The organism is Enterococcus sp. DIV0876, assembly GCF_050529585.1.
Taxonomy (GTDB): domain Bacteria; phylum Bacillota; class Bacilli; order Lactobacillales; family Enterococcaceae; genus Enterococcus_D.
Window position 1 is genome coordinate 222,624 of the sequence record NZ_CP172882.1, and the last position, 22,923, is coordinate 245,546.

36 protein-coding genes are annotated in these 22,923 nt (G+C 41.8%); 34 read left to right on the forward strand and 2 right to left on the reverse strand.

All coding sequences use genetic code 11. From position 1 onward, the window contains the following. Positions 1–112 precede the first annotated feature (112 nt). From rpsJ to truA, 33 genes are all read left to right on the forward strand, one after another. Positions 113–421 carry a 30S ribosomal protein S10 gene (gene rpsJ, locus IGI41_RS01095; protein ID WP_003127966.1) on the forward strand — a complete coding sequence of 103 codons (309 nt, stop codon included), beginning with the start codon at positions 113–115 and terminating at the stop codon, positions 419–421. A gap of 22 nt (positions 422–443) precedes the next feature. Next, on the forward strand, positions 444–1,073 hold the full coding sequence (rplC, locus tag IGI41_RS01100; protein WP_430610781.1) for a 50S ribosomal protein L3: 630 nt from the start codon (positions 444–446) through the stop codon (positions 1,071–1,073). A gap of 29 nt (positions 1,074–1,102) precedes the next feature. Further along, entirely contained in the window at positions 1,103–1,726 is a 624-nt protein-coding gene (gene rplD / locus IGI41_RS01105) for a 50S ribosomal protein L4 (protein ID WP_430610782.1), read from the forward strand. Continuing rightward, positions 1,726–2,019, forward strand: coding sequence for a 50S ribosomal protein L23 (locus tag IGI41_RS01110; protein WP_430610783.1), 294 nt, complete (start codon positions 1,726–1,728; stop codon positions 2,017–2,019). Before rplD ends, IGI41_RS01110 begins: the two co-directional genes overlap by 1 nt. A gap of 39 nt (positions 2,020–2,058) precedes the next feature. Further along, positions 2,059–2,892 carry a 50S ribosomal protein L2 gene (gene rplB, locus IGI41_RS01115; protein ID WP_430610784.1) on the forward strand — a complete coding sequence of 278 codons (834 nt, stop codon included), beginning with the start codon at positions 2,059–2,061 and terminating at the stop codon, positions 2,890–2,892. A 42-nt stretch (positions 2,893–2,934) separates the two neighbouring features. After that, a complete protein-coding gene (rpsS, locus tag IGI41_RS01120; RefSeq protein WP_005226914.1) occupies positions 2,935–3,213 on the forward strand; it encodes a 30S ribosomal protein S19 in 279 nt (92 codons plus the stop codon). Positions 3,214–3,236: 23 nt separating this feature from the next. Continuing rightward, on the forward strand, positions 3,237–3,584 hold the full coding sequence (gene rplV / locus IGI41_RS01125; RefSeq protein ID WP_003127973.1) for a 50S ribosomal protein L22: 348 nt from the start codon (positions 3,237–3,239) through the stop codon (positions 3,582–3,584). 13 nt (positions 3,585–3,597) lie between these two features. Then, on the forward strand, positions 3,598–4,254 hold the full coding sequence (gene rpsC, locus IGI41_RS01130) for a 30S ribosomal protein S3 (RefSeq protein WP_430610785.1): 657 nt from the start codon (positions 3,598–3,600) through the stop codon (positions 4,252–4,254). Positions 4,255–4,256: 2 nt separating this feature from the next. Continuing rightward, positions 4,257–4,691: a 50S ribosomal protein L16 gene (rplP, locus tag IGI41_RS01135; protein WP_430610786.1), complete on the forward strand. Its 435-nt coding sequence runs from the start codon at positions 4,257–4,259 to the stop codon at positions 4,689–4,691. Next, positions 4,681–4,869 (forward strand): 50S ribosomal protein L29, encoded by a 189-nt coding sequence (gene rpmC / locus IGI41_RS01140; RefSeq protein WP_002288664.1) that lies wholly within the window; start codon positions 4,681–4,683, stop codon positions 4,867–4,869. Before rplP ends, rpmC begins: the two co-directional genes overlap by 11 nt. Positions 4,870–4,893: 24 nt before the next feature. Beyond that, positions 4,894–5,160 carry a 30S ribosomal protein S17 gene (gene rpsQ / locus IGI41_RS01145; RefSeq protein WP_086273303.1) on the forward strand — a complete coding sequence of 89 codons (267 nt, stop codon included), beginning with the start codon at positions 4,894–4,896 and terminating at the stop codon, positions 5,158–5,160. Positions 5,161–5,220: 60 nt separating this feature from the next. Beyond that, the gene (rplN, locus tag IGI41_RS01150; protein ID WP_003128006.1) at positions 5,221–5,589 is read left to right on the forward strand and encodes a 50S ribosomal protein L14; all 369 of its coding nucleotides are present in this window, start codon (positions 5,221–5,223) and stop codon (positions 5,587–5,589) included. A gap of 35 nt (positions 5,590–5,624) precedes the next feature. Continuing rightward, on the forward strand, positions 5,625–5,936 hold the full coding sequence (rplX, locus tag IGI41_RS01155) for a 50S ribosomal protein L24 (RefSeq protein ID WP_003128007.1): 312 nt from the start codon (positions 5,625–5,627) through the stop codon (positions 5,934–5,936). A 27-nt stretch (positions 5,937–5,963) separates the two neighbouring features. Continuing rightward, on the forward strand, positions 5,964–6,503 hold the full coding sequence (gene rplE, locus IGI41_RS01160) for a 50S ribosomal protein L5 (RefSeq protein WP_430610787.1): 540 nt from the start codon (positions 5,964–5,966) through the stop codon (positions 6,501–6,503). A gap of 18 nt (positions 6,504–6,521) precedes the next feature. Further along, a complete protein-coding gene (locus IGI41_RS01165; RefSeq protein WP_003128010.1) occupies positions 6,522–6,707 on the forward strand; it encodes a type Z 30S ribosomal protein S14 in 186 nt (61 codons plus the stop codon). Between the two features lie 32 nt (positions 6,708–6,739). Next, positions 6,740–7,138: a 30S ribosomal protein S8 gene (rpsH, locus tag IGI41_RS01170; RefSeq protein ID WP_005227093.1), complete on the forward strand. Its 399-nt coding sequence runs from the start codon at positions 6,740–6,742 to the stop codon at positions 7,136–7,138. 31 nt (positions 7,139–7,169) lie between these two features. Continuing rightward, positions 7,170–7,706, forward strand: coding sequence for a 50S ribosomal protein L6 (gene rplF, locus IGI41_RS01175; protein WP_430610788.1), 537 nt, complete (start codon positions 7,170–7,172; stop codon positions 7,704–7,706). A 56-nt stretch (positions 7,707–7,762) separates the two neighbouring features. Continuing rightward, complete coding sequence (gene rplR / locus IGI41_RS01180) at positions 7,763–8,119, forward strand: 50S ribosomal protein L18 (RefSeq protein WP_086273305.1); 357 nt, start codon at positions 7,763–7,765, stop codon at positions 8,117–8,119. A gap of 20 nt (positions 8,120–8,139) precedes the next feature. Further along, positions 8,140–8,640: a 30S ribosomal protein S5 gene (gene rpsE / locus IGI41_RS01185; RefSeq protein ID WP_003128014.1), complete on the forward strand. Its 501-nt coding sequence runs from the start codon at positions 8,140–8,142 to the stop codon at positions 8,638–8,640. A gap of 13 nt (positions 8,641–8,653) precedes the next feature. Further along, positions 8,654–8,833, forward strand: coding sequence for a 50S ribosomal protein L30 (gene rpmD, locus IGI41_RS01190; RefSeq protein ID WP_054115708.1), 180 nt, complete (start codon positions 8,654–8,656; stop codon positions 8,831–8,833). A gap of 40 nt (positions 8,834–8,873) precedes the next feature. Beyond that, entirely contained in the window at positions 8,874–9,314 is a 441-nt protein-coding gene (gene rplO, locus IGI41_RS01195) for a 50S ribosomal protein L15 (protein ID WP_003128016.1), read from the forward strand. Continuing rightward, on the forward strand, positions 9,314–10,609 hold the full coding sequence (secY, locus tag IGI41_RS01200) for a preprotein translocase subunit SecY (protein WP_430610790.1): 1,296 nt from the start codon (positions 9,314–9,316) through the stop codon (positions 10,607–10,609). Before rplO ends, secY begins: the two co-directional genes overlap by 1 nt. Positions 10,610–10,669: 60 nt before the next feature. Further along, positions 10,670–11,314 (forward strand): adenylate kinase, encoded by a 645-nt coding sequence (locus IGI41_RS01205; RefSeq protein WP_430610792.1) that lies wholly within the window; start codon positions 10,670–10,672, stop codon positions 11,312–11,314. 189 nt (positions 11,315–11,503) lie between these two features. Further along, positions 11,504–11,722, forward strand: a complete 219-nt coding sequence (infA, locus tag IGI41_RS01210; protein WP_002288695.1) for a translation initiation factor IF-1 — start codon at positions 11,504–11,506, stop codon at positions 11,720–11,722. 32 nt (positions 11,723–11,754) lie between these two features. Next, entirely contained in the window at positions 11,755–11,871 is a 117-nt protein-coding gene (gene rpmJ, locus IGI41_RS01215) for a 50S ribosomal protein L36 (protein WP_002288710.1), read from the forward strand. Positions 11,872–11,888: 17 nt separating this feature from the next. Beyond that, positions 11,889–12,254 carry a 30S ribosomal protein S13 gene (gene rpsM, locus IGI41_RS01220; RefSeq protein WP_054115711.1) on the forward strand — a complete coding sequence of 122 codons (366 nt, stop codon included), beginning with the start codon at positions 11,889–11,891 and terminating at the stop codon, positions 12,252–12,254. Positions 12,255–12,281: 27 nt separating this feature from the next. Continuing rightward, a complete protein-coding gene (gene rpsK, locus IGI41_RS01225) occupies positions 12,282–12,671 on the forward strand; it encodes a 30S ribosomal protein S11 (RefSeq protein WP_054115712.1) in 390 nt (129 codons plus the stop codon). Positions 12,672–12,750: 79 nt separating this feature from the next. Continuing rightward, positions 12,751–13,689 (forward strand): DNA-directed RNA polymerase subunit alpha, encoded by a 939-nt coding sequence (locus tag IGI41_RS01230; protein ID WP_054115713.1) that lies wholly within the window; start codon positions 12,751–12,753, stop codon positions 13,687–13,689. Between the two features lie 71 nt (positions 13,690–13,760). Then, a complete protein-coding gene (gene rplQ, locus IGI41_RS01235; protein ID WP_054115714.1) occupies positions 13,761–14,141 on the forward strand; it encodes a 50S ribosomal protein L17 in 381 nt (126 codons plus the stop codon). Between the two features lie 268 nt (positions 14,142–14,409). After that, entirely contained in the window at positions 14,410–15,246 is an 837-nt protein-coding gene (locus IGI41_RS01240; RefSeq protein ID WP_430610795.1) for an energy-coupling factor ABC transporter ATP-binding protein, read from the forward strand. Then, positions 15,222–16,088 (forward strand): energy-coupling factor ABC transporter ATP-binding protein, encoded by an 867-nt coding sequence (locus IGI41_RS01245; RefSeq protein ID WP_430610797.1) that lies wholly within the window; start codon positions 15,222–15,224, stop codon positions 16,086–16,088. Before IGI41_RS01240 ends, IGI41_RS01245 begins: the two co-directional genes overlap by 25 nt. Further along, positions 16,078–16,875 (forward strand): energy-coupling factor transporter transmembrane component T family protein, encoded by a 798-nt coding sequence (locus tag IGI41_RS01250; RefSeq protein ID WP_430610798.1) that lies wholly within the window; start codon positions 16,078–16,080, stop codon positions 16,873–16,875. Before IGI41_RS01245 ends, IGI41_RS01250 begins: the two co-directional genes overlap by 11 nt. A 150-nt stretch (positions 16,876–17,025) precedes the next feature. Further along, positions 17,026–17,772 carry a tRNA pseudouridine(38-40) synthase TruA gene (gene truA, locus IGI41_RS01255; protein WP_430610799.1) on the forward strand — a complete coding sequence of 249 codons (747 nt, stop codon included), beginning with the start codon at positions 17,026–17,028 and terminating at the stop codon, positions 17,770–17,772. Between the two features lie 53 nt (positions 17,773–17,825). Here the strand turns inward: truA and IGI41_RS01260 are convergent, their stop codons facing one another. Beyond that, a complete protein-coding gene (locus IGI41_RS01260) occupies positions 17,826–19,082 on the reverse strand; it encodes an MFS transporter (RefSeq protein ID WP_430610800.1) in 1,257 nt (418 codons plus the stop codon). 128 nt (positions 19,083–19,210) lie between these two features. Here IGI41_RS01260 and IGI41_RS01265 point away from each other — a divergent pair, with 128 nt between their 5' ends. Continuing rightward, positions 19,211–20,194, forward strand: coding sequence for a helix-turn-helix domain-containing protein (locus tag IGI41_RS01265; RefSeq protein WP_430610802.1), 984 nt, complete (start codon positions 19,211–19,213; stop codon positions 20,192–20,194). Between the two features lie 49 nt (positions 20,195–20,243). Here the strand turns inward: IGI41_RS01265 and IGI41_RS01270 are convergent, their stop codons facing one another. Further along, the gene (locus IGI41_RS01270; RefSeq protein ID WP_430610803.1) at positions 20,244–22,886 is read right to left on the reverse strand and encodes a YfhO family protein; all 2,643 of its coding nucleotides are present in this window, start codon (positions 22,884–22,886) and stop codon (positions 20,244–20,246) included. Between the last annotated feature and the right edge of the window lie 37 nt (positions 22,887–22,923).

The window sequence follows — 22,923 nt, forward strand, 5'->3', positions numbered from 1 at the left end:
GCTACGAAACGAGAGGTTGCGACACGCCCGGACGCTTTGCCATGGACGAGCGTGACGGAAAATTTTCGTGGAGCTATGTCTACTTTTCAAAATAGGCGAAGGAGGGAAAACAATGGCAAAACAAAAAATTCGTATCCGTTTAAAAGCGTATGAACATCGTATTTTGGATCAATCAGCGGATAAAATCGTAGAAACTGCAAAAAGAACTGGAGCTGGCGTATCTGGTCCAATTCCATTACCAACTGAACGCAGCTTATACACGATCATCCGTGCGACACATAAATACAAAGATTCACGCGAACAATTCGAAATGCGTACACACAAACGTCTAATCGACATTGTGAATCCAACACCAAAAACAGTTGATGCTTTAATGAAGCTAGACTTGCCAAGCGGTGTAAATATCGAAATCAAACTATAATAATTAAGATGGAGGTGTAATCATGACCAAAGGAATCTTAGGGAAAAAAGTGGGAATGACTCAAATCTTCACTGAATCTGGCGAATTGATTCCAGTAACTGTAGTTGAAGCTACTGCTAATGTAGTCCTACAAGTGAAAACAATCGAAAACGACGGCTACGAAGCAATTCAAGTCGGCTACCAAGATAAACGTGAAGTTTTGTCTAACAAACCTGCGAAAGGTCATGTTGCAAAAGCAAACACGGCTCCTAAGCGCTTCATTCGCGAATTCAAGAATGTAGAGCTTGAGGGCTTAGAAGTAGGATCAGAAATCAAAGTTGATATTTTTGAAGCAGGCGATATCATTGATGTTACCGGCACGTCAAAAGGTAAAGGATTCCAAGGCGTTATCAAACGTCACGGACAAAGCCGCGGCCCAATGGCTCACGGATCTCGTTACCACCGTCGTCCTGGATCAATGGGTCCAGTTGCACCTAACCGTGTATTCAAAAACAAACGTCTAGCTGGCCGTATGGGTGGCGATCGCATCACGATCCAAAACTTGGAAATCGTACGCGTAGACGCAGAACGCAACGTTATTCTGATCAAAGGAAACGTTCCTGGCGCGAAAAAATCATTGATTACAATCAAATCAGCTGTGAAAGCTAAATAAGTAGATAGGAAGAAAGGAGGAACTAAGGAATGCCGAATGTAGCATTATTCAAACAAGATGGAAGCCAAAATGGCGAAATTACATTGAACGAAGAAATCTTCGGAATTGAACCAAATGAAACAGTTGTCTATGATGCAATCATCATGCAACGCGCTTCATTAAGACAAGGAACACACGCTGTGAAAAACCGCAGTGCCGTTCGTGGCGGTGGCCGTAAACCATGGCGCCAAAAAGGAACTGGTCGTGCCCGTCAAGGTTCGATCCGCTCACCACAATGGCGTGGAGGTGGCGTAGTCTTCGGACCAACACCACGTTCATACAGCTACAAACTTCCTAAAAAAGTTCGTCGCTTAGCAATGAAATCTGTATTGTCAGAAAAAGTTGCTTCAAATAACTTGGTCGCAATCGAAGGTTTAAGCTTTGATGCGCCTAAAACAAAAGAATTCAAACAAGTTCTTGCTAACTTGACAATTGATTCAAAAGTATTGGTAGTTCTAGAATCTGAAAACGACTTTGCCGCTTTATCAGCGCGCAACTTACCAAAAGTTTCTGTAGTAACTGCTGATAACATTAGTGTTCTTGATATCGTTTCTAGCGATAAATTGCTAGTTACACAAACTGCTCTTACTCAGATCGAGGAGGTGCTTGCATAATGAACTTACTAGACGTTATTAAACGCCCAGTGATCACTGAAAAATCAATGCTTGCCATGGATGACAAGAAATACACTTTTGAAGTGGACACAAAAGCAAACAAAACTTTAGTAAAACAAGCTGTAGAAGCTGCCTTTGACGGTGTGAAAGTGGCTAACGTGAATATCATCAACGTTCGTCCTAAATTCAAACGCATGGGTAAATATGCAGGATATACAAAAAAACGTCGCAAAGCTGTTGTGACTTTAACTGAAGATTCAAAAGAAATTACAATTTTCGAAGCTGCTGAATAAGTAGTCTACGTATAAATTTTACATGGGAGGGAAAAAGACGTGGCGATTAAAAAGTACAAACCTACCACGAACGGCCGTCGTAATATGACAAGTTCTGATTTCGCTGAAATCACAACTTCAACACCAGAAAAAACATTGTTAGCTCCTTTGAAAAACAATGCTGGTCGTAACAACAACGGACGTATCACGGTTCGTCATCAAGGTGGCGGTCACAAACGTCAATACCGTATAATCGATTTCAAACGTAACAAGGACAATGTCGTTGCTACAGTCAAAACGATTGAATACGATCCAAACCGTTCTGCTAACATTGCGTTAGTACATTACGAGGATGGAGTAAAAGCATATATCTTAGCACCTAAAGGATTAGAAGTTGGCACAAAAATCGTTTCTGGTCCAGAAGCAGATATCAAAGTAGGTAACGCATTACCACTAGAAAACATTCCAGTAGGTACAGTTATCCACAATATCGAAATGAAACCTGGCAAAGGCGGACAATTGATCCGTTCAGCTGGTACAAGTGCACAAGTACTTGGTAAAGAAGGCAAATACGTGTTGATCCGCTTGAACTCAGGCGAAGTACGTATGATCTTGGCTTCATGCCGTGCAACGATTGGTTCTGTTGGTAATGAACAACATGAATTGATCAACATCGGTAAAGCTGGACGCTCTCGTTGGATGCGTAAACGCCCAACTGTTCGTGGTAGCGTAATGAACCCTAACGATCACCCACACGGTGGTGGTGAAGGTAAAGCACCAATCGGACGTAAAGCACCAGTATCACCTTGGGGACAACCTGCCCTTGGATACAAAACACGTAACAAAAAAGCAAAATCAGACAAACTTATCGTTCGTCGTCGTAAAACTAAGTAATATACTTGACCATGTGTCGCACATTTTGAGAGGAGGTACACCATGGGTCGTAGTTTGAAAAAAGGACCTTTTGTCGATGACCATTTGATGAAAAAGGTCGAAGCACAAGAAGGCGCTGAAAAGAAAAAAGTGATCAAAACTTGGTCACGTCGTTCTACAATCTTCCCTAATTTTATCGGTTTTACAATCGCTGTGTATGATGGACGGAAACACGTACCAGTATACATCCAAGAAGACATGGTAGGACACAAATTAGGTGAATTTGCACCAACTAGAACTTATCGCGGACATGCTGCCGATGATAAGAAAACAAGACGCTAATTTTGAGGGGAGGATATCCAAAAATGGCAGAACAAATTACATCAGCGAAAGCAACTGCTAAAACAGTCCGCGTTTCTCCTCGCAAATCACGTCTAGTTATTGACTTAATCAGAGGGAAAAGCGTTGCTGAAGCAATCGCGATCTTAAAGTTCACACCAAACAAAGCTGCAGGAATCATCGAGAAAGTCTTGATGTCAGCTATCGCTAATGCAGAAAATAATTTTGACTTAGATGTTGAAAACTTGATCGTTTCTGAAGCATTCGTTAACGAAGGACCAACTATGAAACGGTTCCGTCCACGTGCGAAAGGTTCAGCATCACCAATCAACAAACGTACAAGTCATATTACTGTAGTCGTATCAGAAAAATAAGGAGGGACAATCAGTGGGTCAAAAAGTACATCCAATTGGAATGCGCGTAGGCATCATCCGTGACTGGGATGCTAAATGGTATGCTGAAAAAGAGTATGCTGAATTTCTACATGAAGATTTGAAAATCCGTAAATTTATCGCATCTAAACTTGCTGATGCCGCAGTGTCAACAGTTGAAATCGAACGCGCAGCAAACCGCGTGAACATTTCAATCCACACAGCGAAACCAGGTATGGTTATCGGTAAAGGCGGATCTGAAGTCGAAAACCTAAGAAAAGAATTAAACAACTTAACTGGCAAACGAGTTCATATCAACATCGTTGAAATCAAAAAACCAGATTTAGATGCTAAATTAGTGGGCGAAGGAATTACACGTCAATTAGAAAACCGTGTTGCTTTCCGTCGTGCCCAAAAACAAGCGATCCAACGCACCATGCGTTCTGGCGCTAAAGGAATCAAAACACAAGTTTCTGGACGTCTAAACGGTGCAGATATCGCCCGTTCAGAAGGTTATTCAGAAGGAACTGTTCCACTTCATACATTACGTGCGGATATTGATTACGCATGGGAAGAAGCAGATACAACATACGGAAAACTAGGAGTTAAAGTGTGGATTTATCGTGGAGAAGTTCTTCCAACTAAAAAAAACACTGAGAAAGGAGGGAAATAAACATGTTAGTACCTAAACGTGTAAAACACCGTCGTGAGTTCCGCGGAAAAATGCGTGGTGAAGCGAAAGGCGGCAAAGAAGTATCTTTTGGTGAATATGGCTTGCAAGCTGTTGAATCACATTGGATCACAAACCGTCAAATCGAAGCAGCCCGTATCGCTATGACTCGTTATATGAAACGTGGCGGGAAAGTATGGATCAAAATTTTCCCTCACAAATCTTATACTGCCAAAGCTATTGGGGTACGTATGGGTTCTGGTAAAGGGGCTCCTGAAGGATGGGTATCACCTGTAAAACGTGGTAAAATCATGTTTGAAATCGCTGGTGTACCAGAAGAAGTTGCGCGTGAAGCGTTACGTCTTGCTTCTCACAAATTACCAGTAAAAACAAAGATCGTAAAACGTGAGGAAATGGGTGGTGAATCGAATGAAGGTTAAAGAAATCAGAGAATTAACCACTGCCGAAATGCTAGATCAAGAAAAACAATTGAAAGAAGAATTGTTTAATCTTAGATTCCAATTAGCAACAGGTCAATTAGAAAACACTGCACGTATCAAAGAAGTACGTAAATCGATTGCACGCATCAAAACTGTTTTGCGTGAACAAGCTAAGTAATAGTGGAAGGAGGCCATTTAGCGTATGACTGAAGAAAGAAATCAACGCAAAGTTTACCAAGGTCGCGTGGTATCCGACAAAATGGATAAAACCATTACTGTTGTTGTTGAAACAAAGAAAAACCACCCTATCTACGGGAAACGTCTGAACTATTCTAAGAAATACAAAGCACACGATGAAAACAACGAAGCAAAAGTTGGCGATATCGTGAAAATTATGGAAACTCGTCCATTATCAGCTACGAAACGTTTCCGTCTAGTAGATATTGTTGAAAAGGCAGTGATTATCTAATCACACGAGATTTTCCTATATAGATTATGAATTGCAAAATCTGAAAGGAGGATACACATCGTGATCCAAGCAGAAAGCCGATTAAGAGTAGCGGACAACTCAGGTGCCCGTGAAATTCTAACGATCAAAGTCCTTGGCGGATCTGGTCGTAAAACTGCCAATATTGGTGATGTGATCGTTGCTACGGTCAAACAAGCAACGCCAGGTGGGGTTGTCAAAAAAGGTGACGTCGTTAAAGCCGTTATCGTTCGTACAAAATCAGGAGCACGTCGTACAGACGGTTCTTATATCAAATTCGATGAAAATGCTGCGGTTATTATCCGTGATGATAAGAGCCCTCGTGGAACTCGTATCTTTGGCCCAGTGGCCCGCGAATTGCGTGAAGGCAACTTCATGAAGATCGTTTCCCTAGCACCAGAAGTATTGTAATAGTGATTCTTATCTAAAGGAGGTGCGAAACAAACATGTTTGTTAAAAAAGGCGATAAAGTTAAAGTTATCACTGGTAAAGACAAAAACAAAGAAGGCGTTGTGCTAGCAGCGTTTCCTAAAAAAGACAAAGTCGTTGTTGAAGGTGTCAATGTCGTGAAAAAACACCAAAAACCTTCTCAAACTGCTCCTCAAGGCGGAATCGTTGAAATGGAAGCACCCATTCATGTTTCAAACGTGATGGTGGTTGATCCTTCGAACGGTGAAGCAACACGTGTAGGTTACAAAGAAGTTGACGGCAAAAAAGTCCGCGTTTCTAAAAAAACCGGCGAAGTTCTTGATAAATAATCAGATGAAGGAAGGAGGGGCTAACAGATGAACCGCCTTAAAGAAAAATATTCAAAAGAAGTTGTCCCATCATTAATGGACAAATTTAACTACAGCTCAATCATGCAAGCACCAAAAGTTGATAAGATCGTTATCAACATGGGTGTGGGTGATGCTGTTTCAAACGCAAAAAACTTAGACAAAGCTGTTGAAGAATTACAATTGATCTCAGGTCAAAAACCATTGATCACTAAAGCGAAAAAATCAATCGCTGGCTTCCGTTTACGTGAAGGTATGCCGATTGGTGCGAAAGTCACATTGCGTGGCGAAAGAATGTATGAATTCTTAGACAAATTGGTCAGTGTTTCATTGCCACGTGTCCGTGACTTCCACGGTGTGAGCAAAAAAGCGTTCGACGGACGCGGAAACTACACTTTAGGGATCAAAGAACAATTGATCTTCCCTGAAGTTGACTACGATTTGATCGATAAAGTACGTGGTATGGATATCGTTATTGTAACAACAGCAAACACAGATGAAGAATCTCGTGAATTGTTAACACAATTAGGCATGCCATTCCAAAAATAAAAAAAGGAGGCGAACTACGTGGCTAAAAAATCAATGATTGCTAAAAACAAACGCCCTGCTAAATTCTCAACACAAGAATATACACGTTGCGAACGTTGCGGACGTCCACATTCAGTTTATCGTAAATTTCATCTATGCCGTATTTGCTTCCGCGAACTTGCCTATAAAGGACAAATTCCCGGCGTGAAGAAAGCTAGCTGGTAAACTATACTCGCATAAAGGAGGTAAATTATCCCATGGTCATGACAGATCCAATCGCAGATTTTCTAACGCGCGTGCGTAACGCAAACATGGTTAAACACGAAAGCTTAGAAGTACCTGCTTCAAAAATCAAACGTGATATCGCTGAAATCTTGAAACGTGAAGGTTTCGTCCGCGATGTTGAATACATTGAAGATGACAAACAAGGCGTGATCCGCGTATTTCTTAAATACGGTAAAAACGGCGAACGTGTTATCACAAACCTAAAACGTATCTCTAAACCAGGCTTGCGTGCTTATGTCAAAGCTGACGAAGTACCTAAAGTATTAAATGGTCTAGGAATCGCAATTATCTCAACTTCTGACGGTGTAATCACTGACAAAGAAGCTAGAGCAAAAAATGTTGGCGGCGAAGTAGTCGCTTATGTATGGTAATTTAAAATATTCCACAAGGAGGTGCCTCTAAGTGAGTCGTATCGGTAATAAGATCGTCGTTCTTCCTGCAGGTGTTGAAGTGAAACAAGCTGGAAACGACATTACAGTTAAAGGACCAAAAGGCGAATTGACACGTACGTTCTCTTCTGATATTTCAATGAATATTGAAGGAAACGAAGTATCATTTGCTCGTCCAAACGATAGTAAAGAAATGAAAACTATCCACGGAACTACCCGTGCAAACTTCAACAACATGGTTGTTGGTGTTTCTGAAGGTTTCCAAAAAGCGTTAGAATTGATCGGGGTTGGGTACCGTGCACAATTACAAGGCAAAAAACTTGTATTGAGCGTTGGTTACTCTCATCCAGTTGAAATCGACGCGCCAGCTGGCATTGAAATCGAAGTGCCATCTAACACTTCTGTTATCATCAAAGGAATCGATAAAGAAGTAGTCGGCGAATTGGCTGCCAATATCCGCGGCGTTCGTCCTCCAGAACCTTATAAAGGCAAAGGGATTCGTTATGTTGGCGAATTTGTACGCCGTAAAGAAGGTAAAACTGGTAAATAGTCGTAAACTTTTACGACTAGCAGCTTAGGCTAGCAAATAAAAAGAGGTGACAAATTGTGATTACAAAACCAGATAAAAACAAGACACGTCAAAAAAGACATCGTCGCGTACGTAACAAAATCTCTGGTACTGCTGAGTGCCCACGCTTAAACGTGTTCCGTTCGAACAAAAACATCTACGCACAAGTAATTGATGACGTAGCGGGTGTGACGCTAGCAAGTGCCTCTGCCTTAGATAAAGAAGTTTCAGGTGCAAACAAAACTGAACAAGCACAAGCTGTCGGTAAATTAGTCGCAGAACGTGCAGCAGCAAAAGGTATTAAAGTAGTAGTCTTTGACCGTGGTGGATACCTTTACCATGGCCGTGTAGCAGCTTTAGCTGAAGCAGCACGCGAAAATGGACTAGAATTTTAAGAGAAGGAGGAACACCATTCATGGTTTATATTGATCCAAAACATTTGGAATTAGAAGACCGCGTTGTTGCGATCAACCGTGTTACTAAAGTTGTTAAAGGTGGACGTCGTCTGCGCTTTGCTGCTTTAGTCGTTGTCGGTGACAAAAACGGACACGTAGGTTTTGGTACTGGTAAAGCACAAGAAGTACCAGAAGCAATCCGTAAAGCAATCGAAGACGCGAAGAAAAACTTGGTTGAAGTACCAATGGTTGGTTCTACAATCCCTCACGAAGTTATCGGTGTATTCGGTGGCGGACGTATCCTAATGAAACCTGCTGTAGAAGGTTCTGGGGTCGCTGCTGGTGGACCAGTTCGTGCCGTATTGGAATTAGCTGGGGTAGCAGATATCACATCTAAATCTTTAGGTTCTAACACACCAATCAACGTTGTTCGCGCAACAGTTGAAGGTTTGAAACAATTAAAACGCGCTGAAGAAGTGGCAGCACTTCGCGGCAAATCAGTTGAAGAATTAATCGGTTAAGGAGGACAACATAATGGCTGAATTGAAAATTACTTTAAAACGCAGTATTATCGGACGTCCTCAAAACCAACGCGATACTGTAAAAGCGTTAGGTCTAACTAAAATGAACTCAACAGTTGTAAAACCTGCTAATGATGCAATCAAAGGCATGGTCAATACTGTTTCTCATTTAGTGGACGTTGAAGAAGTCTAAGGATCAGCAGATCTAGTTTGATTAAGGAGGTGCCAAACCTATGAAACTTCATGAATTAAAACCATCAGAAGGCTCACGCCAAGTACGTAACCGTGTTGGACGAGGAACTTCATCTGGTAACGGTAAAACAGCTGGACGTGGACAAAAAGGTCAAAAAGCTCGTTCAGGTGGCGGAGTACGTCTAGGATTCGAAGGTGGACAAACACCATTGTTCCGTCGTTTGCCAAAACGTGGCTTTACCAATGTAAACCGTAAAGAATATGCAGTCATCAATCTTGATGTCTTAAACCGCTTTGAAGACGGTGCTGAAGTAACACCTGTTGCTTTACACGAAGCTGGAATCGTCAAAGACGAAAAAGCTGGAATCAAAGTATTAGCTAACGGAGAATTAACGAAGAAATTGACTGTGAAAGCAGCTAAATTTTCAAAAGCAGCTGAGGAAGCAATCGTTGCTGCTGGTGGATCAATCGAGGTGATCTAATGATCAAACTATTGAAGGATGCCTTTAAAGTAAAAGATATTAGATCAAGAATTTTGTTCACCGTGTTTATCTTGTTTGTCTTTCGTCTGGGAACACACATTACCGTGCCAGGCGTAGACGCAAGCCGCTTGTCTACTATTGCTGATTTGCCATTTTTAAATATGTTGAATCTGGTCAGTGGTGGCGCTATGCAACAATTTTCGATCTTCTCGATGGGGGTCTCACCTTACATCACTGCCTCGATTGTTATCCAATTGCTGCAGATGGATATCGTACCAAAATTTGTTGAATGGTCTAAACAAGGGGAAGTCGGTCGTAAAAAATTAAACCAAGCAACGCGTTATTTGACATTGGTATTGGCGTTTGTCCAATCAATGACATTGACAGCTGGTTTTAACTATTACACACAACTAGGCTTCGTAAACAATCCGAACGTTGCTACGTTTATCGTCATTGGTTTGATCTTGACAGCAGGCACGATGTTAGTGACTTGGCTAGGGGAACAAATTACGGAACGTGGTATTGGAAATGGTGTGTCAATGATCATCTTTGCAGGGATCATTTCACGCTTGCCGGCCAGCATCAAAGAATTGATCGAGGATTATTTCATCAACGTGGAAAAATCTGACATCTGGGTCAACGCTCTCTTTATGCTGATTCTTGTCGTAGCTGTATTGCTCGTTATTACTTTTGTAACATACGTTCAACAAGCAGAACGCAAGATTCCGATCCAATATACCAAACGGGTAGCAGGCGCACCAACAAGCAGTTACCTTCCATTGAAAGTAAATGCTGCTGGGGTGATTCCAGTTATCTTTGCCAGCTCTTTGATCACGACGCCAAATGCGATCATTCAAGCATTGGGTAGTTCGTACAAAGGTGAAACTTGGTATGACGTTGTTCAAATGATTTTTAGTTATAACACCGTACCGGGTGCTATCGTATATACGGTCTTGATCGTCGCATTTACATTCTTCTACGCATTTGTTCAAGTCAACCCTGAGAAATTAGCGGAAAACTTGCAAAAACAAGGAAGTTATATTCCAAGTGTGCGTCCTGGTAAAGGAACAGAAGAATATGTATCGCGTTTATTGATGCGATTAAGTACTGTCGGGTCAGTGTTCTTAGGCTTGGTTGCATTGCTGCCGATCATTGCACAAATGGTTTGGAACTTACCGCAATCAATCGGGTTAGGTGGAACAAGTTTATTGATCGTCATCGGGGTGGCTCTGGATACTGCCAAGCAGTTAGAAGGACTTATGCTGAAACGAAAATATACTGGTTTTATCAATTAAAGTTATTGAGGTGTTGAGGTCTTCCTCAACACTATTCAAAAACTTACAGGAGGAATTAGAATGAACCTCATTTTAATGGGATTACCTGGTGCCGGAAAAGGTACTCAGGCAGAACGTATCGTTGCTGAATACGGTCTTCCTCATATTTCAACAGGCGATATGTTTCGGGCTGCGATGGCGAACGAAACAGAACTAGGCCTTAAAGCAAAATCATACATGGACCAAGGTGCATTGGTTCCTGATGAGGTCACCAACGGCATCGTCAAAGCGCGTCTGGCAGAACCTGATACTGAGAAAGGCTTCTTATTAGACGGCTTTCCTCGGACGTTAGATCAAGCCAAAGCATTAGACGCTATGTTGCAAGACCTTAACAAGAAAATCGATGCAGTGATTGATATCCATGTTCCTGAAGAAGTTCTTGTAGAACGTTTAGCCGGCCGCTTCATGTGCCGCAATTGTGGGGCAACTTATCATAAATTGTTCAATCCGCCAAAAGTGGAAGGAACATGTGATCGTTGCGGAAGTCATGACTTCTATCAACGTGAAGATGATAAGCCTGAGACGGTCAAAAATCGTCTAGCTGTCAATATTGAAAGTAGTCAACCAATCTTATCTTATTACAAAGACCAAGGGTTATTGCAATCAATTGATGGGGATCGCGACATCGATGCTGTCTTCGAAGATGTACAACACATCATTGACTAATCATAGATTGCCCGAGACCAACTTGCAGCTTAAAACTTTCTCTTGAAACCTTTGACAGGATATGGTAAAATATATCAGTCCGACTTCTACCTTTTCGTAGGGTGGGAGCATAGTTTGAGAATATCAGGTGGGAACCGCGTTTCCGCCATTTTATCGTGTGAAAATCACAAGTACAAGGAGGTACTGTGCGTGGCAAAAGAAGATATGATTGAAGTCGAAGGTACAGTCGTCGAAACTTTGCCGAATGCAATGTTTAAAGTAGAATTGGAAAACGGACACCAAGTTCTAGCGACCGTTTCTGGTAAAATCCGGATGCACTACATTCGTATATTACCTGGAGACAAAGTAACGGTTGAATTATCACCGTATGATCTGAACCGTGGCCGCATTACTTATCGCTTTAAATAATTGTACTCCGTAAAACCACAGGAGGTATTATCATGAAAGTAAGACCATCAGTAAAACCAATGTGCGAACATTGTAAAGTAATTCGTCGTAAAGGGCGCGTTATGGTGATTTGCCCAGCAAATCCAAAACATAAACAACGTCAAGGATAATTGGAGGTGTAACAAATATGGCTCGTATTGCAGGAGTAGATATTCCTCGTGATAAACGTGTGGTCGTTTCACTTACTTATATCTATGGTATTGGTAACACGACTGCAAAACAAATTTTAGCAGACGCAGGTGTTTCTGAAGAAGTTCGCGTTCGTGACTTAACGAATGAACAAACAGATGCTATCCGTGCGGAAATCGATAAATTAAAAGTTGAAGGTGACTTACGTCGCGAAGTGAACTTGAACATCAAACGCTTGATGGAAATTGGTTCATACCGTGGGATCCGTCATCGTCGTGGATTGCCAACTCGTGGACAAAACACGAAAAACAATGCACGTACTCGTAAAGGCCCGTCTAAAACAGTCGCAGGCAAGAAAAAATAATTCCTAAGTGAAGGAGGTTAAAACTTCATGGCAGCAAAAAAAGTGAGTCGTAAACGCCGTGTGAAAAAGAATATTGAAGCGGGTATTGCACATATTCACTCAACATTCAATAATACAATCATTATGATCACTGATACTCATGGTAATGCATTAGCATGGTCATCAGCTGGTTCATTAGGTTTCAAAGGAAGCAAAAAATCTACTCCTTTTGCCGCTCAAATGGCAGCAGAAACAGCTACCAAAGCAGCAATGGAACACGGATTAAGAACTGTAGAAGTAACAGTTAAAGGACCTGGTTCTGGACGTGAAGCAGCAATTCGTTCATTACAAGCAGCAGGTTTGGAAGTGAGTGCAATCCGTGACGTGACGCCAGTCCCTCATAATGGATGCCGCCCTCCAAAACGCCGTCGTGTTTAATGAGTGCTGCTCATTTTGAGTGTAACAAATACGTCATTGAACAAGACACTTTTCGTTTTGAAAGGGGTAAAAGATAAGAATGATTGAATTCGAAAAACCAAGAATCGCAAAGATTGATGAAGACAAAGATTATGGCAAGTTCATCGTTGAACCTCTAGAAAGAGGCTACGGAACTACACTAGGAAATTCCCTACGTCGTATTTTGTTATCTTCTTTACCTGGTGCGGCAATCACCAATATTCAAATCGATGGAGTTTTACACGAATTCTCTACTGTTAAGGGCGTTCGGGAAGACGTTGCTCAAATCATCTTGAATATTAAAGGTCTTGCATTGAAAATGTACGGGGACGAAGAAAAAACCCTGGAAATCGATATTTCTGGACCTGCTACGGTAACTGCTGGCGATATCATCGTTGACAGCGACGTAGAAATCCTTAACAAAGATATGTATATTTGTACCGTTTCTGAAGGTGCCAACTTCCATGCTCGCTTAACAGTGAAACCTGGTCGTGGTTATGTTCAAGCGGACGAAAATAAGAAAGAAGATATGCCGATCGGTGTTCTTCCTGTTGATTCTATCTATACACCAGTACGCCGTGTCAACTACCAAGTAGAAAATACACGTGTTGGTCGTCGTGATGACTTCGACAAACTAACGATGGAAATTTGGACTGATGGCTCGATCGAACCATTAGAAGCAATGAGTCTATCTGCAAAAATCATGACCGAACATTTAGACATCTTTGTAAACCTAACTGATGAAGCAAAAAATGCTGAAATCATGGTGGAAAAAGAAGAAACACAAAAAGAAAAAATGTTGGAAATGACAATTGAAGAATTAGACTTATCTGTTCGTTCATATAACTGTCTAAAACGTGCAGGAATCAATACTGTACAAGAATTGACTAACAAATCTGAACCAGAAATGATCAAAGTAAGAAACTTAGGCCGTAAATCTCTTGAAGAAGTCAAAGTGAAATTACATGATCTAGGTTTAGGATTACGTAAAGACGATTAAACCGTTTTCGACTGCGTTAGTTCGGTTCGTTTAACCGAAACAACATTTCGAAAGTGAAGGAGGGAAACCACGTGAGTTATCGTAAACTAGGACGCACATCTAGCCAACGTAAAGCGATGTTGCGTGATTTGACAACTGATTTATTCATTAACGAACGTATCGTTACGACTGAAGCGCGTGCGAAAGAAGTTCGTTCAACTGCAGAAAAAATGATCACTTTAGGTAAACGTGGTGATTTGCATGCACGTCGTCAAGCAGCAGCATTCGTACGTAATGAAGTTGCTAGCGTTCGTGAAGAAAACGAAGAAGTAGTCATTGAATCTGCTTTGCAAAAACTATTCAATGATATCGCTCCTCGTTACACAGATCGCCAAGGCGGATATACACGTATCTTGAAAACAGAACCAAGACGCGGAGATTCTGCACCAATGGTTATCCTAGAACTTGTTTAAAATCACACTTATCATCACTTTATAGATGTTTATTAAGAGTGTTATGATGTTGGAAGAACTTTTCCGAGTCTAGCTCAGCGCATACACCTCGATTTATCGGGGTGTACGCACTCATCATAAAGTGCTTTTTTTTTACTTTCGATTACCTGTCTTGACAGGTCATGGCAAGTGGAAAAAAGAACTGTCTAGAAATCAATAAGAATCATTGAAAATCAGCCTCTTTTTTGGTAGTGTTAGAAAGAATCAATCGCAATTGAAGGAGTCTATTATGAAGCCAATCATTGAATTACAAGAGATTACTGTGCGTTATAATGAAGAACAACGGGCAGCTTTAAATAAGGTATCATTTTCTATCAATCAAGGAGAATGGGTGGCTTTGATCGGTCATAATGGTTCAGGGAAGTCTACTCTGGCAAAAACGATCAATGGTTTGATTTTACCCCAAGAAGGAACGGTTACGGTGGGGGATATGCCTTTGGATGAAGCCAATATTTGGCAGATTCGCAAGATGGTTGGTATGGTTTTTCAAAACCCAGACAATCAGTTTGTTGGGTCTACCGTTGAAGATGATGTTGCTTTCGGTTTAGAAAATCAAGGAATTCCAAGGGATGAAATGTTGACCCGTGTCAAAGACGCTTTGGAACAAGTACGCATGAGTGAATTTTCGACTCGTGAACCAGCCCGCTTATCGGGTGGTCAAAAGCAGCGGGTAGCGATCGCCGGTGTGGTAGCCTTGCGACCTGATATCATTATTTTAGATGAAGCAACCAGCATGTTAGATCCAGAAGGGCGAGAAGAAGTGATCTCCACCATCAAAAAGATCAAAGAACAAAATAACTTGACGGTCCTTTCGATCACCCATGATATCGATGAAGCCGCCAATGCCAATCGTGTTTTGGTGATGCGCGAAGGGGAATTGGTTCGAGAAGGAACGCCGGCAGAAATTTTCTCTGCTGGTCCAGAATTGATTGGACTAGGTTTAGATTTGCCTTTTCCTGAAAAATTAAAAGCTGCTTTAGCGCAGCGGGGAATCGATGTACCAAAAGAATATTTGACCGAAGAAAGGATGGTGGATTGGTTATGGACATCCGTTTTGAACAAGTAGGATTCACCTATCAACCGCATTCGCCATTTGAACAACGGGTCTTGTTTGATATTGACTTAACTATCAAAGAAGGGTCCTACACGGCATTAGTGGGTCACACAGGTAGTGGAAAATCGACGCTGTTGCAACATTTGAATGCATTGTTGAAACCAACTAGCGGACATGTGACAATCGGTGAACGGGTGATCACACCAGAAACTGACAATAAAAATCTGAAGCCGTTGCGTAAAAAAGTGGGTATCGTCTTCCAATTTCCGGAATCACAGTTGTTTGAAGAAAATGTGGCCAAAGATATCGCTTTTGGCCCCAAAAACTTTGGTGTCACAGATGAGGCTGCACAAGTCTTAGCCAAAGAGTATATCCAATTGGTCGGTTTAGATGAAAGCTTTCTTGAACGCTCACCCTTTGACCTTTCAGGCGGACAAATGCGTCGCGTGGCGATTGCAGGTGTCTTGGCGATGGAGCCAGAAGTGTTGGTTTTAGATGAGCCAACTGCCGGATTAGATCCCCAAGGGCGTAAAGAAATGATGGAGATGTTTGAACGTCTGCACAATGAAAAGAATATGACGATTATCTTGGTGACCCATTTAATGGATGATGTGGCTAATTATGCCGACTATGTCTATGTCTTAGAAAAGGGCCGCATCGTTAAAGAAGGTGCGCCTGCCAATGTCTTTCAGGATATCAAATGGCTTGAAGCAAAACAATTAGGTGTGCCGACCGCCACGGCTTTTGCGGAACGCTTGCAAGCCAAAGGCGTTTCTTTTGCCCAGTTGCCATTGACTGCCGATCAATTGGCAGATGTTTTGGTTGAAAAGGGAGGCACCGCCGATGATGAATAAGTTGATTTTTGGCCGTTATATCCCAGGTGATTCACTGATTCACCGTTTGGATCCTCGGGTCAAATTGATTGCTAGTTTTTATTTTATTGCGATTATCTTTTTAGCCAATAACTGGCAGAGCTACTTACTGGCGGCTGTCTTTACAGTGTGCTGTATTTTGCTGTCAAAAATCGATTTTGGTTTCTTCGCCCGTGGTGTAAGACCATTACTATGGTTGATCTTGTTCACAGTTGCCCTGCAGATCCTCTTTACCACTGGTGGGACAGTTTATTGGTCATGGTGGATCTTTAATGTCACAGAATATGGCTTGCAAAACGGGGTCTTTATTTTTTGTCGATTTGTCTTGATCATCTTTATGTCGACATTGTTGACATTGACCACACAGCCTTTGGAACTTTCGGATGCGATCGAATACATTCTGCGTCCTTTAAAAGCGGTTCGTTTTCCTGTGCATGAGATTTCTTTGATGTTATCGATTGCCTTGCGATTTGTTCCGACATTGATGGATGAAACAGAGAAAATCATGAATGCGCAAAGGGCTCGAGGGGTTGATTTTGGAGAGGGCGGCTTATTGCAAAAAATGAAAGCCATTGTTCCTTTGCTGATCCCCTTGTTTGTCAGCAGTTTCAATCGAGCAGAGGATTTGGCAACAGCAATGGAAGCCAGAGGTTATCAAGGGGGAGAAGGACGAACCAAGTATCGGGTCTTGCATTGGCATCAAAGAGATACAATGGTTGTAGTCGTTTACGCTTGCTTCACCCTCGCATTGGTTTTCTTGAGAGGATAAAATAAAAAAGAACCGTGACTTAAAACACCGTAGCAGAAATCTGACGAACTGCCTTCACCGATCATTAAAGATGAACGTTTGGGGGAAGGCAATCAGTGCTGCTATGTACCTAAGGAACGGTTCTTTATTTTGATGAAATAGGTGAATAATATGGTACGATACAAAGCGACGATCGCTTATGATGGCACCAACTTCCAAGGTTTTCAAAGACAGCCAAATGGACGAACAGTGCAAGAAGAAATTGAAAAAACGTTGACCCGCATGAACAATGGACAACCAATCCAAATACATGGGTCAGGTCGAACCGATGCTGGCGTCCACGCAGAAGGACAAGTCATCCATTTTGATTTTCCTCAAACTAGAATGCCTGAAAAAATGCGCTTTGGCTTAGATACCCAAACACCAGAAGATATCGCAGTCAAAGCAGTTGAGATCGTGGATGATCACTTTCATGCCCGATATCTGGTGAAAGAAAAGACATATCAATTTCGGGTCGATATCGGCAAACCTCGAAGTCCTTTTCGACGACACTATGCCAGCTATTATCCGTACCCATTAGATTTAGAAAAAATACAGCAAGCATTGCCAGATTTGCTCGGTACGCATGATTTCACCAGCTTTTGCGCCACGGGAAGTTCTGTGGATGACAAAACACGGACGATTTACGAGGCAACGATGACTGTAAATCCTGCTGGAGATGAATTGACCTTCACTTTTCGCGGAGATGGTTTTCTTTATAAAATGATCCGCATCATAGTTGGTACATTGCTCAAGATTGGCAATGGACGGATGGCAGCAGATAGTCTGCCAGCGATCCTTGCGCAAAAAGACCGTAATGCGGCTGGGCCTACAGCCCATCCAGAAGGGTTGTATCTTTGGAAAGTGTCCTATGAATAAAAGATGATGAAAGCTGCGGCGGGATGCAACCTGTCGCAGCTTTTTTACGTTGATCAAGCGTCCGATTTGGGCAATTCAATGTGCTTCTTTGCTTTGAAAGCAGTATAATATGCGAATAATCCCACGATCATGGACAAAACAAAGTATAAGAGCCAACTCCAAAGAATCAGTGAGCGATTAGCGATGCCTAAGAAAACCAATTGACCGATGGGGCCGCCTAACATGACCACGGTTGAAATAAACCCGCTCACGAGGGCTAGATAGTCTTCATCGATTTCCCTGATGACATAGGCTGAAAGCCGAGGATTGATTTTACCGATCAAATAACCAACAATGAAGAGGGAAGCCAGCATCAACCAACGATTGCCAATCCATAAGAAATTCAATGCAACCAAAGCCATCACTATTGCAGTATAGCCAATTAGTCGAATCAACCCCATTTTCTGGAACCAATCATTGGTGAATAAGGAACCGGCAATCATACCAATTGAAATAGTGATTCCCGTCATCGCAACGGTATTTCCATATGAGGCAAACCATAGATTTGTGGCAGCCAATAAGTCGATATTCATGAGGCCTGATGTGCTAGTAGCCAGTGTATTGATCATAAAAGCGAATAACAATACCTGCTTAAGGAAAGGTCCAGCTGTGATCAAACGAAAGGCTTTTGTGGTGTCTGCCAAAAAGTGGCCGTTTTTTTGTTGGCTTTGGTTTGCTTGTGCAATGAAAGACTGTCGATGCCCAAAAATCACAGTTGCTGCTAAGAAGAAAGTCATCGCATTGATGATGCCAAATAAAGCGAATTGGTGGTTCATCAATACAATGGCCCACGCACCGATGCCTTGGAAAATGATTTGGACAGTCGTTTGACAGGCCGTCTGAAACCCCATTGCTTGATCGAGTGATGCTACAGGAACCAAGCGACGTACATAGGGCAATTGCAAGCCGCTACTATAGGCACCCAGACAGTCCGAGATGATGTTGATCGCTAAAAGGATCAAGAATATCAGCAGACTTGCTGGCAATTGGATCAAGTAAGCCAAGAGCAAAAACAGCAGTCCTTGAAGCAATTGGCTAGAAATTATCCCACGGACTTTATGACGGGTACGATCAGCCAGATGCCCAGTAACGATTTGCAATAAGCTGGGCACGAGCATCGCCATGGAAGCCAATGATACAGCCAGCGTGTTAAAAGGCAATGTACTGGCATAAATCACAAAAACGATATTGAATAAGCTCATGCCGACCCCGCTTAGTAGCGCAGCATTGACGAGGGCGCGATACCCTTTGTTTTGAAGATAGACTTGCATAAATTCATCACATCTCTTTCTGTTGGTTGTACAGTAAGTATAGAATCATTTATACTAGGAAGATCTATATATCCACTATAGTGGAATAATAATCTTGCATCGCTACGTTTTTAGAAGGGGAGTTTGTCATGGAGGAAGGAAAACTTTTCAAACAATTACGCCAAGCACGAGGGTTTACCTTGGCGCAACTATCGGATACACAAAATAGCCGTTCTTTTATCAGTAAATTTGAAAGTGGCGCATCGAACATCACTCTGCATCGCTTAGCGCATTTGTTAGAAAAAATCAATGTTTCTTTCGAGGAGTTCTTGTATTTACGCGGTTTAAGTCAAGGAAAAGCTGATTTTAGCAACTTGCTCCAAACACCCATGTACCTTACAAGTTCATTCATTGAACAACTTGATCGCATATTGGCCATCAATAAAGATGTCTATTCGAGTAACGAGACCTTACAACGTGGATTGAAGCAAATGACAGCTCTCAAAGAAGAGATAGCAGCTACGCATGGCAATGGCTTTATTTTATTATATGTTGATTTTATGACGCATATTTTTCAAATCAATCTAGAAGAGGAAAACACGCAAGTGCGGACAGATCAATTTTTTGAAACCTATCGTCTGCGTACAAGACCTGTGGTTTCTTATTTGTTGAAAGTAGATGATTGGGGTGTCTATGAAGTGTTGCTGTTTCGTTATTTTCAATTCTTGTTTCCTGTTGAAACCTCTCATCGCTTGCTGAAAACGGCGATCTCTCGAACCAAAAAAGAAACAGGATTAGCTGTGATGCGTGAAGTTCAATTGGATTTGCTGTTTGGTACCTTTAGTACGTTTATCAACTTTCGCCATTTTGAGTGGGCAAAAGAAGTTTTGGCTATCGCTGAGGAAGTCTTATTCAACCGTGGTGACTTGCTGAATAGCACCAATCTGCTTTGTTATCAAGGCTGGTATTGGTATATTTTAGGGGATACGGAGAAAGGGATGCAGAAATTTGAACAGGGGTTGTCGGTTCTTCGGATTTTAAAACAACCCGAATTGGTCAATGTATGGGAAAAAATGGTAAAGATCATCAAAAAAAATGCGATTGATTCAAGTAAGTATATGGTATTTAGATAAACAAAACATCACAGTCATGCCTGTAGCATGTCTGTGATGTTTTTGTTTTTTATTCCATGTGTTGTGGTGAATCAACTGTCTGTGCGCGTTGTGCTTGTCGGGTCAAGTAGGCTTTATAAACAAAAAGAAACAAGACGAACAAAGCGATGCAGACAAAGAACAAACAAACACCAAGCAGGAAACCTTGTGGTAAATAAGTCAATTTTAGCTGGTGTGTACCGCTAGGGATCGTGATACTGACAAAACCGTCTTGAAAAGCGGTGATCGGTACAGATTCACCGTCTAACGTGGCGGACCACCCTTTGTCATAAGGAATCGTCGTCACCAATTGTTGTTCAGTGTCTGTGGTGATCTCAGCTTCCGCACTGCGATTCCCTACAGTCATCTCCACACCACTGTCTTGGATCGTGTTCACGGCTGCTTGGTATGCTTGCGTGTCCAAAGTCACTACTTGCGGATTTTGGAAAGAGATCTCATCAGTGCCATAGAAACTTGCGGTAAATTGAACGGTTGTCGCTTCATCAAATGAGCCAAGATCATAATACTGTCCGTTGATGCTGATTTGCGTTTCTCGTTTGATGCCATTGACGGTGACTGTCGCTGATGAACTGTCTAGTTCGCCAAAATTTGCTGGATACAAACTCAGATAGGCTTGGCTATGCGCAGGAACTTCTACTTGCCAAGTGACTTCTTTGGCTTCGTTGAAGTTTTGTTCGGTCAGCTTTGTATACATGCCGTCATCTGAGATATCCGTATTTTTCGTATGGATCACCGTGATCGGCTGAAAGGCAAAGTACGTATAGTTGGCATTGGCTAAACCATTGATCAAATTGGTCTGGCTCGTTAAATTGTCATTTGCCGGTTGTTCGATCTGATTGATCGATGGATCTGCCAAGAAAGCCAAAGGCAATGCATTTTTATTTTCATATAATTTGTAAGCCCCTGATTCTCCAACGCGTTCAAAGCCATACTTCGTTAGATTTTGTTTGGAAATATTGTACTTGATTCCAGTGAAGGCATCCATAAGCAATGTATTGTTCAAATAACGAATGTTTAAATTGGTCCCCCGCGAGCGAAACCCTAGTTGGTCTAAATAACTAGAAGAATTACGGTTTCTGATCGAAGAAAACATACTGATGCCGCTATACCCATAATTGATACTATCATTCGATGAAACGGGGTCTAGATTTTCCAGACGGAAAAAAGTGTCATTGGCTTCATCTGCTTGCGTCACCAATGTTTTGATGTCGTTATAGGGTTCAGTATACAGGCTGCGAGAAGCATAGTTCCAATCGTCCAAAATACCACGCAGCATGCCGCTGGTGTTGATCGCCATCTCGCCGCATACGAAGACCAATAGTAAAATAGCGACTTTGTTGAGGGATAGTAAACCTGCTTGTCCAAAGCTGATACAGAGTAGATAAAGAATCAAGAACACAATAGTTAATGCAAAGGAAGTGATCGTAACGTATGCATAGCTATCGGTTCCTTTTAATGCATAGGAAAGGGCGAAGACGACAATGGTCGATAAAGTGATGATCACAAACAGACCACGATCTTTTTGCCACAACTGTTCCCAGCCGTAACCTGCAAGCATGATCACCAAGAAAGAAAAGAGATAGGCATAACGGAATAGAAACATATTCGGTGCATGCATACCATGCCAAAAAAGATTCAATGGAACAATATAAAAACTAGCGATCAATATGCCAAACAAAGCGCCATAAAGCAATTTATCTTTGAGGGGTACGTTTTTGGAAACAAAATACAAGATACATAGCAATAAGGGTAAAAGACCAATGTAGATAAAAGGAATCGAGCCATATTTGGTCGTATCATATACGCCAACCATGTTCTTCATCACGATGTCCAAGACATCGGTGGCTTCGGTTTTGAATTTCGTTACGGTGGTCAAGGCTTCACCATTAGAGTGCAGATCCATCACGGCGGGTAAGACGATGAGCATAGAGGCACCGCCTGCCAACAGCGACGTGATGCTATAGGGGATCACAGCACCTTTGGCTTGCCGCCAGTTGCGTCCCAACTGAACGAGACAATAAAGAACAGAAAAAATACCGATCATAAAGCCCATATAAAAACTGGACAAAAAAAGCAATAAATAACTGACAAAAAGCAAGATCGGCTTGCGTTTTTTGATCAATCGATCGATACCTAAAATCACCAATGGCAAATAAATCATCGCATCCAGCCACATGATCAATTCTGAGTGGGCGGTAATGAAAGACATCAGCGCATAGCAGACTGACAACGTGACATGCTGCCAACGCTGGATTTTAAAGGATTGACTCGCATAGAACCAAAAGGCCAATCCTGCGCTGCCGATTTTGATCAATGTCAAAAAGTAAAGGGCATCTGGCATCAATTGATTGGGAAACAATAAAACAAGCGGCGTAAAGATCCCGCCCAAATAATAGGAAATCAAGGCCAAATAATTCAGGCCGAGAGACGCATTCCATGTATAAAAGATACTCTGTTTGCCTAAAAGCATATTCCGAAAACTAGCATGGAAATTTGAAAATTGAGAAAAGGCATCACTCGCCAAAACACTGCGGCTGCTGCCTGGATAAATACCAATCGTTAAATAAATCAGCGCCATGATCAAAAAGGGCAAGAAAAAACTAGCCAGCATATAACGGCGATGTTCTTTTACAAAAGATTTGATAGTTTGCACAAATACTCACCTAATTCTTATGAAGTTTTTTTTAGTT